The organism is Vibrio sp. 10N.237.312.B06 (assembly GCF_041464685.1).
GTDB classification, from domain to species: Bacteria; Pseudomonadota; Gammaproteobacteria; order Enterobacterales; family Vibrionaceae; genus Vibrio; species Vibrio tasmaniensis_A.
Genome location: NZ_JBFSPI010000011.1, coordinates 64,369 through 78,522 on the forward strand (window position 1 = coordinate 64,369; position 14,154 = coordinate 78,522).

13 protein-coding genes and 1 riboswitch are annotated in these 14,154 nt (G+C 45.3%); of the genes, 7 read left to right on the plus strand and 6 right to left on the minus strand.

Going from position 1 to position 14,154, the window contains the following annotated elements; translation table 11 throughout:
• Window positions 1–101 precede the first annotated feature (101 nt).
• Window positions 102–2,168 carry a glycine--tRNA ligase subunit beta gene (gene glyS, locus AB6C75_RS05005; RefSeq protein WP_017111755.1) on the minus strand — a complete coding sequence of 689 codons (2,067 nt, stop codon included), beginning with the start codon at window positions 2,166–2,168 and terminating at the stop codon, window positions 102–104.
• A 2-nt stretch (window positions 2,169–2,170) separates the two neighbouring features.
• Entirely contained in the window at window positions 2,171–3,100 is a 930-nt protein-coding gene (gene glyQ / locus AB6C75_RS05010; protein WP_004736678.1) for a glycine--tRNA ligase subunit alpha, read from the minus strand.
• 210 nt (window positions 3,101–3,310) lie between these two features.
• Window positions 3,311–3,486, plus strand: a riboswitch (yybP-ykoY riboswitch).
• 34 nt (window positions 3,487–3,520) lie between these two features.
• Between glyQ and AB6C75_RS05015 the strand changes: the two genes are divergently transcribed.
• Entirely contained in the window at window positions 3,521–4,075 is a 555-nt protein-coding gene (locus AB6C75_RS05015) for a TMEM165/GDT1 family protein (protein ID WP_009848160.1), read from the plus strand.
• 151 nt (window positions 4,076–4,226) lie between these two features.
• On the plus strand, window positions 4,227–4,481 hold the full coding sequence (locus AB6C75_RS05020) for a hypothetical protein (RefSeq protein ID WP_009848161.1): 255 nt from the start codon (window positions 4,227–4,229) through the stop codon (window positions 4,479–4,481).
• Between the two features lie 83 nt (window positions 4,482–4,564).
• On the opposite strand, the gene tusA is transcribed toward AB6C75_RS05020, so the two are convergent.
• Window positions 4,565–4,816 (minus strand): sulfurtransferase TusA, encoded by a 252-nt coding sequence (gene tusA / locus AB6C75_RS05025; RefSeq protein ID WP_004736675.1) that lies wholly within the window; start codon window positions 4,814–4,816, stop codon window positions 4,565–4,567.
• A gap of 149 nt (window positions 4,817–4,965) precedes the next feature.
• On the opposite strand from tusA, the gene AB6C75_RS05030 reads away from it, so the two are divergent.
• Both AB6C75_RS05030 and AB6C75_RS05035 read left to right on the plus strand, forming a co-directional pair.
• Window positions 4,966–5,151, plus strand: a complete 186-nt coding sequence (locus tag AB6C75_RS05030; RefSeq protein WP_004736674.1) for a hypothetical protein — start codon at window positions 4,966–4,968, stop codon at window positions 5,149–5,151.
• A gap of 156 nt (window positions 5,152–5,307) precedes the next feature.
• Window positions 5,308–6,249, plus strand: a complete 942-nt coding sequence (locus AB6C75_RS05035; RefSeq protein ID WP_012602956.1) for a LysR family transcriptional regulator — start codon at window positions 5,308–5,310, stop codon at window positions 6,247–6,249.
• Between the two features lie 103 nt (window positions 6,250–6,352).
• On the opposite strand, the gene AB6C75_RS05040 is transcribed toward AB6C75_RS05035, so the two are convergent.
• From AB6C75_RS05040 to fadB, 3 genes are all read right to left on the minus strand, one after another.
• Window positions 6,353–7,333 carry an MDR family oxidoreductase gene (locus AB6C75_RS05040; protein WP_017103120.1) on the minus strand — a complete coding sequence of 327 codons (981 nt, stop codon included), beginning with the start codon at window positions 7,331–7,333 and terminating at the stop codon, window positions 6,353–6,355.
• A 243-nt stretch (window positions 7,334–7,576) separates the two neighbouring features.
• Window positions 7,577–8,740, minus strand: coding sequence for an acetyl-CoA C-acyltransferase FadA (gene fadA, locus AB6C75_RS05045; RefSeq protein ID WP_061025197.1), 1,164 nt, complete (start codon window positions 8,738–8,740; stop codon window positions 7,577–7,579).
• A 26-nt stretch (window positions 8,741–8,766) separates the two neighbouring features.
• On the minus strand, window positions 8,767–10,938 hold the full coding sequence (gene fadB / locus AB6C75_RS05050; protein WP_372107131.1) for a fatty acid oxidation complex subunit alpha FadB: 2,172 nt from the start codon (window positions 10,936–10,938) through the stop codon (window positions 8,767–8,769).
• Window positions 10,939–11,165: 227 nt separating this feature from the next.
• On the opposite strand from fadB, the gene AB6C75_RS05055 reads away from it, so the two are divergent.
• From AB6C75_RS05055 to hemG, 3 genes are read left to right on the plus strand one after another with little or no spacing between them, the layout of a single operon-like run.
• Window positions 11,166–11,789, plus strand: coding sequence for a YigZ family protein (locus tag AB6C75_RS05055; protein ID WP_009848168.1), 624 nt, complete (start codon window positions 11,166–11,168; stop codon window positions 11,787–11,789).
• A 34-nt stretch (window positions 11,790–11,823) separates the two neighbouring features.
• On the plus strand, window positions 11,824–13,281 hold the full coding sequence (locus tag AB6C75_RS05060; protein ID WP_012602960.1) for a TrkH family potassium uptake protein: 1,458 nt from the start codon (window positions 11,824–11,826) through the stop codon (window positions 13,279–13,281).
• A 9-nt stretch (window positions 13,282–13,290) separates the two neighbouring features.
• Window positions 13,291–13,818, plus strand: coding sequence for a menaquinone-dependent protoporphyrinogen IX dehydrogenase (gene hemG, locus AB6C75_RS05065; protein WP_017103118.1), 528 nt, complete (start codon window positions 13,291–13,293; stop codon window positions 13,816–13,818).
• Window positions 13,819–14,154: the final 336 nt, after the last annotated feature.

A 14,154-nucleotide genomic window follows, 5' to 3' on the forward strand; every position in this document is an offset into this window, starting at 1 on the left:
CTATCTACAATAATATTCAACCAGATAGAGCTTACACTAGCTTTGGATAAAAAAAAGGGAGAAGCCAAAGCTTCCCCCTTAATATTTATTCCAAATTGGTTTTACTTCTGTAGTAAAGAAATATCAGCAATCTGTAGGAACAGGTTACGTAGGTTGTTCAGTAGCGTTAGACGGTTTTTCTTAAGCGCTTCGTCATCAGCCATAACCATTACGTTATCGAAGAATGCATCAACCGGTTCACGTAGATCAGCAAGCTTGCTTAGGGCTTCTTGGTAGTTGCCTGTTGCGAATGCTGGTTCTAGTGCTTCCGTCATTACTTCAACGTTCTCAGCCAGTGCTTTCTCTGCGTCTTCTTGAAGAAGAGTTAGGTCGATTTCTGCTGGTAGTTCGCCATCGAATTTCGCAAGGATGTTACCTACACGTTTGTTCGCTGCTGCTAGTGCTTCTGCTGCTTCCAGTTCACGGAAGTGAGAAACCGCTTTAACACGTTGGTCAAAGTCTGCTGGCTTAGTTGGACGACGTGCTAGTACCGCTTGGATGATATCAACGCTGAAACCAGCATCTTGGTACCATGCGCGGAAACGACCTAGCATAAAGTCGATAACGTCAGCTTCAACATTGTCGTTAGTTAGCTTGTCGCCTAGTAGCTCTTTCGCTTTACCGATTAGATCGGTTAGGTCTAGGTTGTAGCCGTTTTCAACGATGATACGTAGCACACCTAGTGATGCACGACGTAGAGCGAATGGGTCAGAACCTTTTGGAGCTTGGCCAATACCGAAGATACCTACGATAGTGTCTAGCTTGTCTGCCATTGCTACTGCTGATGAAATACCAGTGCTTGGCAGTGTGTCACCCGCGAAACGAGGCATGTACTGCTCGTAAAGTGCTAGTGCTACTTGCTCGTCTTCACCATCGTGAGTCGCGTAGTGCATGCCCATCACACCTTGAGTATCCGTAAACTCGAATACCATAGATGTCATTAGGTCACACTTAGCCAGTAGACCTGCACGCTTAGACTTTTCAACGTCAGCATCGATTTGCTCAGCAATGTAGCCAGCAAGTTCTGTGATGCGGTCTGTCTTGTCTTTGATCGTGCCCAGTTGCTTCTGGAAGATAGCTTGGTCTAGTTCAGCAAGACGGTCGATCAGCGGGCGCTTACGGTCTGTGTTGAAGAAGAACTCAGCATCAGCAAGACGTGGACGTACAACCTTCTCGTTACCTTCGATTACGTGACGAGGCTCTTTAGACTCGATGTTCGAAACGAAGATGAAGTTTGGCAGAAGGTTCTTATCAGCGTCATACACTGGGAAGTACTTCTGGTCGCCTTTCATGGTGTAAACCAAAGCTTCAGAAGGTACTTTTAGGAACTCCTGCTCAAACTTAGCAGTAAGTACCACTGGCCATTCAACCAAAGAGGTAACTTCTTCAACAAGGTCATCTTCTAGGTCTGCAATACCGCCAACCGCGTCTGCTGCTTTTTTAGCATCAGCAAGAATGATCGCTTTACGCGCATCGTAATCTGCCATTACTTTACCGCGCTCTTCTAAGATCGCAGGGTATTGGTCAGCAGAGTCGATTGTGAACTCTTGTTCGCCCATGAAACGGTGGCCACGGATAGTACGAGCAGAAGCTACGCCTAGGATTTTGCCTTCAACAAGCTCATCACCTAGTAGTACTGTCAGTGTTTTCACTGGACGGATAAATTGAATGTCTGAGTTACCCCAGCGCATTGCTTTAGGAATTGGTAGGCCAGCGAGAGCTTTCGCAGCGATGTCCATCACCAATTCTTGAACAGGTTTGCCAGCCACTTCTTGTTTGAAAAGAAGCCACTCGCCTTTGTCTGTTTTCAGGCGGTCAGCTTGCTCAACAGTAATACCGTTACCACGAGCCCAACCTTGTGCAGCTTTAGTCGCGTTGCCTTCCGCATCGAATGCGACAGAAATTGCAGGACCGCGCTTCTCAACGACTTTGTCTGCTTGGCCTTCAGCCAGTGCCGTCACTTTAAGTGCTAGACGACGAGGTGCTGCGTACCACTTGATGCCTTCGTGAGAAAGCTCAGCCGTTTTAAGACCCGCTTCAAAGTTAGAAGCAAAGGCTTCTGCTAGAGAACGAAGTGCTGTTGGTGGAAGCTCTTCCGTACCCAGTTCAATTAGAAAATTCTTCGCCATGATTATTTACCTTCCTTTTCTTCTACAGATCGGCACATTGGGAAGCCAAGCGCTTCACGTGACGCGTAGTACGCTTCTGCAACAGCTTTAGTCAGGTTGCGGATACGAAGGATGTAACGTTGACGCTCTGTTACAGAGATAGCTTTGCGCGCATCAAGAATGTTGAATGCGTGACCTGCTTTTAGAATGCGCTCGTAAGCTGGAAGCGGCAGTGGCTTCTCAAGCTCAAGTAGCTCTTTACACTCTTTTTCGCACTGGTCGAAGAAAGTGAATAGGAAATCTACGTCTGCGTGCTCGAAGTTGTATGTTGATTGCTCAACTTCATTTTGGTGGAAGATATCACCGTAAGTCACGTTAGAACCGTCTGGTGCTACGTTCCATACAAGGTCGTAAACAGAGTCTACTTCTTGGATGTACATTGCTAGACGCTCGATACCGTAAGTGATCTCGCCCGTTACAGGCTTACACTCAAGACCGCCAACTTGTTGGAAGTAAGTGAATTGAGTCACTTCCATACCGTTTAGCCATACTTCCCAACCAAGACCCCATGCGCCTAACGTTGGGTTTTCCCAGTTGTCTTCTACGAAGCGAATATCGTGAACAAGTGGGTCGACACCAAGAACTTCAAGCGAGCCTAAGTACAACTCCTGGATGTTATCTGGAGAAGGTTTTAGAGCTACTTGGAATTGATAGTAGTGCTGCAGGCGGTTCGGGTTTTCACCGTAACGACCATCAGTCGGACGACGAGAAGGTTGAACGTATGCCGTAGACATTGGCTCTGGGCCAAGTGCACGTAGACATGTCATTGGGTGAGAGGTGCCAGCACCTACTTCCATATCTAGTGGTTGAACAATGGTACAACCGTTTTGTGCCCAGTAATCCTGCAGCGCGAGGATCATTCCCTGGAAGGTTTTGATATCGTATTTTTGCATAGTCAGGTTCGCGCGATTCTTTTAAATGAATGATAAAAATAACCTCTGAGTATACCGAGATATTGGTAAAGCGAGTAGGGGTAATCTTGTTTAATTAGTGGTCTAAAATGTCGTTTAGTGGATTTTTTTGCCTTTAATGTTTGTTTTTCGGTACAAGTAGATATTTTGATAACTTTGACACTTGTGTTTGAAAGCGCGGGTGATTAAAATCTCGCGGTCTTTGGGGAGTAGCTTACTTATTCATATCCTATTGAATGAGTTCGTTCGTCAACATAATTGATGCAAAATCATCATGGCGTTCGAGGCAACCACCACCTTGGTGGCGCTTAGCAAGACCTTAGACAAGCATCGTGAACCGGGATGGGGCGCGAGGTTTGTCTTTGGTTAAATATAATAATCCTCATCCCAAATGAGCATGTCGTGAGCGTTTTAGCAATTTCAATTACAACTGTCGCCTTAGCCGAGATCGGTGATAAGACTCAGTTGCTATCCCTTTTATTAGCCAGCCGATATCGAAAACCGCTACCTATTATTGCGGCTATTTTCTTTGCCACCATTGCCAACCATGCCCTTGCTGCGTGGCTAGGTGTTGTGGTCGCTGATTATTTATCTCCTGAAGTACTTAAGTGGGTGCTGGTGGTCAGTTTCATTGCGATGGCAGGCTGGATTCTGATTCCGGATAAATTAGATGACGATGAACAGATCTCGAACCGAGGGCCGTTTGTCGCCAGTTTTATCGCTTTCTTCATTGCTGAGATCGGTGATAAGACTCAGATTGCGACATCGATTCTAGGGGCTCAATATTCGGATGCATTAACGTGGGTCATTCTCGGTACTACCATTGGTATGTTGCTGGCGAATGTGCCTGTGGTGATCATTGGTAAGCTATCGGCAGATAAGATGCCACTTGACCTGATTCGCAAGATCACAGCCTTGTTGTTCGTGGGTTTGGCTATCGCAGCAGCGTTCTATTAAGCGGTAGTATTGAGTCTTATTATACTCAATCAGTAGAGTAATGTGTTGTAGGTCATACTCTTACAGTATTGTGGGGTTTATCGAGCGAATGGACATATAACTGTCATACTTGTCATGATATTTTAATCTTGTGAGTTAAGAACACGAGGGCATGATTATGTTGACGCGTTATATGGGTATTACTCCACAAAGCCAAAGTTATCTATTTACCTTTGGTCTTGCACTTACACTACTAGGCATGGTGTTGACGGACATGTGGCTACCAATGGTGGCTGGTTCGATGATCATGACCGGGCTTGCGGTAGAAGCTTGGATTCGGGTTGCGCATATTATTCCTATGCGAAAAGATATCCGAGAAATTCAGCATCAGCTTGAGCATCTGCAAAACAAGTCTAGAAGCGAATAAACAAAAAGCCGCTCGTACTCTGAGTTCTGTTTAAGAACATAAGGTACGAGCGGCTTTTTTGATACTTGATAGTCGGTGGGGCGTTACGCCTCCAATCCCTTTCTGATCAAATACTGGTAAGGCAACGTTTCTGTCGCTTGGCCTACCAACTGGTGATCCATGAATCGACAAAAGCTCGGAATATCACGAGTTGTCGAAGGATCGTCAGCTTTTACCAGTAACACATCGCCATCCTGCATGTTTCTAATTGTCTTCCTGACCATCATTACTGGCTCTGGGCAACGCAGGCCTTCAGCTTCTAAAGTGTGGGTTGCCAGTTCAGGTTTGAATGTCATGGTTTGTATCTCTATATCTATCTAACGAGTGAATAATACGTCTGCAGAAAAAATATGCAATAAGTGCTTGGCAAATGGAACCATTTCCTATAACTTAATTAACAAGTTGATAACAACTCAAATCAAAGGCAACTAGCTAAGGAGTGGCGATGTTGACAGGATTAGATAGATTAACAATTTATTCAGTTCTCTGTTTTATTTCTTTTTGTGCGTTAGTACTACGCTCATCGACAGAGACCTCTCTAATGCCAATTTTTGGCATAGTAGCAACGATTATTGGTATTTGGGTAGAGATGCGCCGTTGGCAAGGCATAGCCGAGGAGCAAGAGCACTAACCTGAATACAGCAAGCAAATTCCAATACGACAACATTCCGACACTATCCCCAGATTTTCTTGGGCTTCCCCGCGTAATTGCGGGATTTTTTTTATCTAAAGCATGCTATAAACAACTTAGTGACCAATGATAATTGTATACAGCTAGGTAAGTGGCGTGGAATTAGAAGACATCTATCGTAGAGACCTGAATTTACTGGTCGCCTTAAAGGTATTGATTGAAGAGGGCAGTGTTAGTCAAGCTGCGCTTCGTCTTAACCTAAGCCAGTCGGCAACCAGCCGAGTATTAGGCCGCTTAAGAGAACTACTCAATGATCCCCTGTTTACACGCCAAGGTCAGCACCTTATTCCCACTAAGAAAGCTCTCGAGATCAGCCAGCGCATTGATCAGCCTTTAGAATCATTCCGTCAGTTGCTTAGTCCGAGTGATTTCGATCCTTACTATTGCAGTGAGCGTTTTTTAATTGCGACCACTGACTACGCGATGCAAACTATCTTGCCTTATGCTCTGCCGAAGATTTATGAGCAAGCGCCGAACATCTCTTTGGAGTTTGCACCATTGCAGCATGAGCATTTGTTTAAACAGCTCAGCACCGAACGTGTCGATATGGCGATTTGTCGCCCGAGTGGCAGCATTGCACCACTTCATCAAGAGGTATTGGGGCCGGTCGGTGTGTCGTGTCTGTTATCTAAGAATCACCCATTAGCCGATAAGCCTTTAAGCCTTGAAGACTATGTATCACTCCCGCACGCGATGATTGCGATCAGTGATGGTGTTAAGGCTTTATTAGACAACGCGTTAGCCAATCAACAGCCTCGTAAAATGGTGTTGCGTGCTTATCACCTTGAAGCGGCATTGGCGATTGTCGATAGAATGCCGTTGGTGATTACTGTGCCTGCTGATTTGGCTTATTTGGTGGCGGAGCGTTATGACTTGGTTGTTAAGCCATTACCATTTGAATTTATGCCGTTTGATTACTCACTGATCTGGCACTCGCGTTGCGATTCTTCTGCCTCGCAACAATGGTTAAGAAGAGTAGTAAAAGAAGAATGTGGTGAGCTGATTCAGAAGCGTATTGCGGATGTAGGTTTGGGTTAACTGAGATCTCGCTTTAGTTTACTCGATCCAAATGACAAAAACGCAAAAGGGCTGATTACTATCAGCCCTTTGTTATTCTGGGTTACGGAAGTTTAATTTTCAATTACAGTTTAATAACTACGCGACCAGTGATTTGACCGTTAGTGATGTCTTCCGCAGCTTGAATTGCGCCATCTAAAGACACTTCTTTAGTCGCTTGGCCGTAGAAAGACTCAGGTAGTAATTCAGCCAGTTGTTCCCACGCTTTAATACGTTTTTCACGAGGGCACATTACTGAATCCACACCTTGTAGACGAACGTTACGTAGAATGAATGGCATTACCGTAGTTGGTAAGTCAAAGCCGCCGGCTAGGCCACACATTGCAACCGCGCCGTTGTAATCAATTTGCGCCAATACTTTAGCAAGTACCTTGCTACCTACTGTATCGATAGCACCAGCCCACAGTTGTTTCTCAAGTGGTTTCGCTGGTTCTTCTAATTCAGCACGCTCTACAATGCGTGTTGCACCTAGTGATTTTAGAAGCTCGCCATTTTCTGAAGCTCGGCCAGTAACCGCTGCTACTTTGTAGCCTAGTTGGTTTAGTAGCGTAATAGACACGCTGCCTACGCCGCCACTAGCACCCGTTACTAGGATTTCACCGTCTTCTGGTTTGATGCCTGCATCTACGATAGCTTGCACACAAAGCATAGCGGTGAAGCCAGCTGTACCAATCGCCATGACTTTCTTGGCGTCAAGACCTGCAGGCATTGGTACTAACCAGTCACCATTTAGGCTCGCTTTCTCAGCCATACCGCCCCAGTGGCCTTCACCAACACCCCAACCCGTCAGAACAACTTCGTCGCCTGCTTTGTAGCGCGGGTCATCAGATTGTGAAACCACGCCAGAAAGGTCGATACCAGGAACCATAGGGAAGTTGCGAACAATGCGCCCTTTACCTGTTATCGCCAAACCATCTTTGTAGTTCAAAGAAGAGTAGCTCACATCAACTTTCACGTTACCTTCTGGTAATTGAGACTCATCAATTTGAGAAACTGATGCGATAGTTTTTTTGTCTTCTTGGTTTAGTACAAGTGCTTTAAACATGATCTGCTCCGTAGGAGGAATATTAGGAAACTGAAGTAACTTTAGTTGAATCATCCGAGAAAAAATAATGAAACATCAACATTGAATCTATGCGTTTTGTGCATAGATATCAGTGTTGGTTTTTCTCTCGCTGAGTTCGCTGAACGCAATCGATGCATTGTTGGATGCCAAGTAATAAAAAGTGCAGCTATATAAATATAGCTGCACAAAAGATTACCCTACAAGTATTACAACCAGTGATCGCTATGGGCGTTCAAATACCGTTGCAATACCTTGGCCTAAACCAATACACATGGTCGCCAAGCCGTATTTCACGTCTTGCGCTTCCATCAGGTTGATTAGCGTCGTCGAGATACGAGAACCAGAACAACCCAGTGGGTGACCGAGTGCAATCGCACCGCCGTTAAGGTTAACTTTCTCGTCAACTACATCCAATAGACCGAGATCTTTAGCACATGGCAGAGATTGAGCAGCGAACGCTTCGTTGAGCTCAATAACGCCCATGTCTTCAATGTTCAGACCTGCACGTTTTAACGCTTTTTGAGTCGCAGGTACTGGACCGTAACCCATGATTGAAGGATCGCAGCCAGCGATAGCCATCGACTTCACGCGAGCGCGAATCTTCAGGCCAAGTGCGTTAGCTTTCTCTTCGCTCATGATCAGCATTGCCGATGCACCATCAGACAATGCTGATGAAGTACCTGCTGTTACCGTTCCGTTTGCTGGGTCGAATACAGGACGCAGCTGAGATAGACCTTCAACTGTTGTTTCTGGGCGAATAACTTCATCGTAATCCAGAGTGAACAGTGAACCGTCTGCTGCGTGAGCTTCGGTTGGTAGGATTTCGTTCTTGAAACGACCTTCTACTGTTGCTGCTTGTGCTCTAGCATGTGAACGAGCGGCGAAGGCATCTTGGTCTTCACGGCTAATACCGTGCATTTTGCCTAGCATCTCAGCGGTTAGGCCCATCATACCTGCCGCTTTTGCTACGTGTTTAGACATGCCAGGGTGAAAATCAACACCATGGTTCATTGGTACGTGACCCATATGTTCGACACCACCGATCAGGCAGATTTCAGCATCACCAACCATGATAGAGCGGGTTGCATCATGCAGAGCTTGCATAGATGAGCCACATAAACGGTTCACCGTTACCGCACCAATCTCAATCGGCAGACCAGCAAGTAAAGCAGCGTTACGTGCAACGTTGAAGCCTTGCTCTAGCGTTTGTTGTACACAACCCCAGTAAATGTCTTCAATTTCGACAGGGTTTACTTCTGGGTTGCGCTCTAAAATGCCTTTCATCAAATGTGCCGACAGATCTTCAGCACGAGTGTGACGGAAAGCTCCACCTTTGGAACGTCCCATTGGGGTACGAAGGCAATCAACAACAACTACATTATTCATTTTGCTATTCCTTTTCCAAATGTGGGTTACAGAGAACTTGCTTGTTGGCCGTCGTAAAAGCTTTCGCCTTTCGCTGCCATATCAAGCAATAGTTGAGGAACTTGGTACATTGCACCTAAGTCTTGGTAGCTCTTCGCCATTTCAACGAAGTTACCAATACCCACACTGTCTAAGTAGCGGAATACGCCGCCTCTGAATGGAGGGAAGCCTAAACCGTAAACCAGTGCCATATCCGCTTCTTGCGGTGTCGCGATGATGCCTTCTTCTAAACAAAGCACCACTTCGTTGATCATAGGAATCATCACACGTTGGATAATTGTCTGGTCATCAAAGTCTTGTGGTTGTTGGCATACGTCAGCCAGGATAGGAAGAATGTCTTCAGAGAATGTCTTCTTAGGACGACCGCGTTTGTCTACGCTGTACGTGTAGAAACCGCTGCCGTTCTTCTGGCCGTATTTTTCAGCGACGTAAAGTGCGTCAATTGCATCACGACCTTCTTTACCCATACGCTCTGGGAAACCTTGCGCCATTACTGCTTGTGCATGATGTGCTGTGTCTAAACCTACAACGTCTAGCAAGTAAGCAGGGCCCATTGGCCAACCGAACTTACGCTCCATGACTTTATCGATCTTAGTGAAGTCAGCACCGTCACGTAGCAACATGCTGAAACCGCCAAAGTAAGGGAAAAGTACACGGTTAACGAAGAAGCCTGGGCAATCATTAACAACGATAGGGGATTTACCCATCTTCGCTGCGTAAGCAACCACGCGATTAATGGTTTCTTCTGAAGTATGCTCGCCACGGATGATCTCAACCAAAGGCATGCGGTGTACTGGGTTAAAGAAGTGCATACCACAGAAGTTTTCTGGGCGTTTTAGAGATTTTGCTAGCAGGTTGATCGGAATCGTTGAGGTGTTTGATGTAAGAACTGTGTCTTCACCCACCAGACCTTCCACTTCACTCAGTACTGCTGCTTTTACTTTAGGGTTTTCTACAACGGCTTCCACAATCACATCTGACTGTTCAACACCTGCGTAATGTAAGCTTGGAGTAATAGAAGACAGAATGCCTGCCATCTTGAATCCATCTAGGCGACCGCGTGATAAGCGTTTATTCAACAGCTTAGATGCTTCGTTCATACCAAGATCTAGAGACGCCTGTGCGATGTCTTTCATCATCACTGGCACGCCCTTTAACGCTGACTGGTAAGCAATACCGCCACCCATGATGCCAGCACCAAGTACCGCTGCTCGTTCAGTCGCTTTGTTTGCAGACTTACCAGCTTGTTTCGCTAGGCCTTTGATGTATTGGTCATTAAGGAATAAGCCGATCAATGCTTTCGCTTCTTCAGATTTCGCTAGCTTAACGAAGTGTTTACGCTCGATGTCTAGTGCTGCATCGCGATCGCTACGTGCTGCTTCTTCGATAGCGATAACCGAGGTGATAGGTGCTGGGTAATGAGGCCCTGCTTTTTGAGCAACTAAGCCTTTCGCCATGGTAAAGCTCATCATCGCTTCTAGTTTGCTTAATGAAAGCGCTGATGTTTTTTGTTTACGACGTAGCTGCCAATCGAGTTTTTCATTGGCTGCTAGAGAAACAGTGTTAATCGCTGATTCTAATAGTTGGTCTGTTTCAACAATCGCATCTAACAAGCCAACTTTAAGTGCTTCATCTGCACGGCATGCTTTGCCTTGCGTGATAATTTCCATTGCACTGTCAGCACCGATAACACGTGGCAGACGCACACAACCACCAAAGCCAGGCATGATGCCAAGTTTGGTTTCTGGTAGGCCTATGCTGGTGGTCTTGTCACCGATACGGAAATCGGTAGCGAGTACACATTCACAGCCGCCGCCAAGGGCATGGCCACGCATCATTGAAAGAGTTGGGACAGGAAGGTCTTCTAGCTTGCTGAAGATTGAATTAGCGAATCTTAACCATTTATCAAGTTCTGCTTCTGGCTTAGCAAACAGGCCAAGAAATTCAGTGATGTCTGCGCCTACGATGAACGCATCTTTGTTTGAAGTTAAGATTAAACCACGTAATCCAGCGTGAGCATTAAGAGCATCTAACGCTTTATCTAGCGATTCTAAAGTAGCAAGGTCGAGTTTGTTTACAGAGGCCGGAGCACAGAAGCTAAGTTCTGCAATACCATCTTGTAATTCCTTTACCTGTAAGGTGTTAGCTTGGTAAATCATTGTCTATCTCCATGACATACAATCCACGATTGTTTGAGAGAATCTTGTTATCTTTCTATTATTGTAGAATACCTGGTAAGACCAGTTATTCTAGTCTGTACCTCTGCCTGGTGAATTTCAATACATTTTTTAAACAATTGTTTAACATTGTGCGATGGCACAGATCCTCTAACCCTTATTATTCACGCGTGATACACTTCGCCGCTCTTATTAATTAAGTTAACGATATGAATGAACAGCCCTATTTAATACCGTCAGCGTCGGCTCTGTTTGAAGAAGAGATAAAGAAGAGCGTCTTCATTACTCATCTTGCTCATACTCCAAGTGTAGAAGCTGCTAAACAGTTCGTAGAACAGGTAAAAAAAGAGCATTCATCAGCGCGACATAATTGTTGGGGCTTTGCTGCAGGGCGACCTGAAGACTCAATGCAATGGGGCTTTAGTGACGATGGAGAGCCATCTGGTACTGCGGGTAAGCCTATCTTGGCGCAACTGTCTGGTTCTGGTGTTGGTGAACTGACGGCTGTTGTTACTCGTTATTCTGGCGGAATCAAGCTTGGAACGGGTGGTCTAGTAAAGGCTTACGGTGGTGGAGTACAACAAGCTCTCAAGCTGCTTCAAACTATCGAGAAAAAAATAACCACAAAATTACGGCTAGAGTTAGACTATGGCTTTGTGCCAATCGCGCAATCCATTATGGCTCAGCATCAGGCTGTTGAAGTCCAAGCGGATTATGGTGTTCAAGTTGAGCTTATTATTGAAATAGAGCTCCTTCAGGTAGATTCGTTTACCCAAACCATGATCAATAAAAGCGGTGCCAAGGCACTGGTAACGAAAGTCAAAGACAACTAGGAAGTGTGAAGCATTTCGCTTCGTTCAATAGCTCATGCAATTTCGCTCAATTATTCGAATCGTCGGATTATTATTAGCACTTTTTAGTGTATCAATGCTCGCACCTGCGCTCGTCGCACTGATCTATAGAGATGGTGCGGGTGTGCCATTTGTGACGACTTTCTTCGTTCTATTATTTTGTGGAGCAACTTGCTGGTTTCCAAACCGACGCTATAAACATGAATTGAAGGCGCGAGATGGCTTTCTCATTGTGGTGTTGTTCTGGACGGTAATCGGTAGTGCAGGTGCGCTGCCGTTTTTGATCGCAGATAACCCGAGTGTTTCCGTTACTGATGCCTTTTTTGAATCGTTTTCTGCATTAACCACGACAGGTGCAACCGTAATTGTTGGCCTCGATGATCTGCCTAAGGCGATTCTGTTTTACCGTCAGTTCCTGCAATGGTTTGGTGGTATGGGTATCATCGTATTGGCAGTAGCCATCCTTCCTGTTCTGGGTATCGGTGGTATGCAGCTATATCGTGCTGAAATCCCGGGTCCAGTAAAAGACAGCAAGATGACCCCGCGTATTGCTGAAACGGCAAAAGCGCTTTGGTACATATATCTCAGCTTAACTATTGCTTGTGCGGTAGCGTTTTGGCTTGCAGGTATGAGTTTCTTTGATGCAATAAGCCACAGTTTCTCAACCATTGCTATTGGTGGCTTCTCGACTCACGATGCGAGTATGGGGTACTTCAACAGCCCTGCTATCAACATGATTACGGTCGTGTTCCTTCTTATATCTGCGTGTAACTATTCTCTTCACTTTGCGGCATTTGCTTCTGGTGGTGTACATCCTAAATATTACTGGAAAGATCCTGAGTTCCGCGCTTTTATCTTTATTCAAGTCGTCCTGTTCTTAGTTTGTTTCTTATTGCTGCTGAATCATCACTCTTATGATTCGTATTATGATGCTTTCGATCAGGCGTTGTTCCAGACAGTATCTATTTCAACAACCGCAGGCTTCACCACCACCGGTTTTTCTGAATGGCCGTTATTCTTACCTGTGCTGCTTCTGTTCTCTTCTTTTATAGGAGGTTGTGCAGGTTCAACGGGTGGCGGTATGAAAGTCATTCGAATATTACTGCTTACTTTACAGGGTGCTCGTGAAATGAAGCGTCTTGTCCACCCGCGTGCTGTCTATACCATCAAGGTTGGTGGTTCGGCACTACCACAACGTGTCGTTGATGCGGTTTGGGGCTTCTTCTCTGCATACGCATTGGTTTTTGTGGTTTGTATGTTGGCTCTTATTGCTACGGGGATGGATGAGCTGAGTGCTTTCTCTGCTGTAGCGGCAACATTGAATAACCTTGGTCCAGGCTTAGGTGAAGTGGCAATGCACTTCGGCGATGTGAATGACAAGGCTAAATGGGTGTTGATCGTATCCATGCTGTTTGGCCGTTTAGAGATATTCACCTTATTAATTTTATTGACCCCTACGTTTTGGCGTAGCTAAGGACATATTGTGGCAAAAGCTCTATTTTTGTATTCAAGCCGTGAAGGGCAGACCAAGAAAATCTTGAACTATATAAAAGAAGAAATGAATGAGTTCGAATGTGAGCTTCAAGATCTGCACACCATTGGTAATGTCGACTTTGCTCAATACGACCGAGTTTTGATTGGCGCATCTATTCGCTATGGGCACCTCAATAAGAAGCTATATCAGTTCATTGATGCCAACCTTGCTCAGCTGCGATCAAATAAGGTTGCTTTCTTTTGCGTTAACTTAACGGCTCGTAAAGAAGACCAAGGCAAAGATACTCCTGAAGGTAGCGCCTATATTAAGAAGTTCCTTCTTAAGTCCCCGTGGCAACCCACTTTGATCGGTGTGTTTGCTGGAGCCCTCTATTATCCTCGTTATAACTGGTTCGATAAAACCATGATTCGCTTCATTATGAATATGACAGGTGGAGAAACGGATACAACCAAGGAAGTTGAGTACACGAACTGGAAAAAAGTCTCTTTATTCTCTAAGAAACTGCAAGAGATGTAAGAGAAAAGCCTACTTTTGAGGCGTTTTGTGCTCTTTTTAATCGAACGAATAAAAAAATGAGAAAAACTTCAAAAAGGGCTTGCCAGTGTGATCGAAATCTCTATAATGCCACCTCGCTGACACGGGATGGCTTCGAAGCTTAGGTTTCAAAAGCGAAAACGAATCAGCAGGTCAAATTAGCCAAGCTAAGCGCTTGAAAAAAGTTTTGAAAATAGTGGTTGACACTAAAACTTAAATCGCTAAAATGGCCGTCCGATTTGAGCGAAGCTCAAAAAGGAAAAGCTCTTTAACAATTTAAACCTATCAATCTGTGTGGGCACTCGTTGATGAATATCA

Excerpts from the sequence above, each read along its gene's own strand:
- tusA (WP_004736675.1), bottom strand. The coding sequence starts at position 4,816 with ATGACATTCAAACCTGAACTGGCAACCCACACTTTAGAAGCTGAAGGC.
- AB6C75_RS05055 (WP_009848168.1), top strand. The coding sequence starts at position 11,166 with ATGAATGAACAGCCCTATTTAATACCGTCAGCGTCGGCTCTGTTTGAA.
- AB6C75_RS05020 (WP_009848161.1), top strand. The coding sequence starts at position 4,227 with ATGATTATGTTGACGCGTTATATGGGTATTACTCCACAAAGCCAAAGT.
- fadA (WP_061025197.1), bottom strand. The coding sequence starts at position 8,740 with ATGAATAATGTAGTTGTTGTTGATTGCCTTCGTACCCCAATGGGACGT.
- glyQ (WP_004736678.1), bottom strand. The coding sequence starts at position 3,100 with ATGCAAAAATACGATATCAAAACCTTCCAGGGAATGATCCTCGCGCTG.
- AB6C75_RS05060 (WP_012602960.1), top strand. The coding sequence starts at position 11,824 with ATGCAATTTCGCTCAATTATTCGAATCGTCGGATTATTATTAGCACTT.
- glyS (WP_017111755.1), bottom strand. The coding sequence starts at position 2,168 with ATGGCGAAGAATTTTCTAATTGAACTGGGTACGGAAGAGCTTCCACCA.
- AB6C75_RS05040 (WP_017103120.1), bottom strand. The coding sequence starts at position 7,333 with ATGTTTAAAGCACTTGTACTAAACCAAGAAGACAAAAAAACTATCGCA.
- fadB (WP_372107131.1), bottom strand. The coding sequence starts at position 10,938 with ATGATTTACCAAGCTAACACCTTACAGGTAAAGGAATTACAAGATGGT.
- AB6C75_RS05030 (WP_004736674.1), top strand. The coding sequence starts at position 4,966 with ATGTTGACAGGATTAGATAGATTAACAATTTATTCAGTTCTCTGTTTT.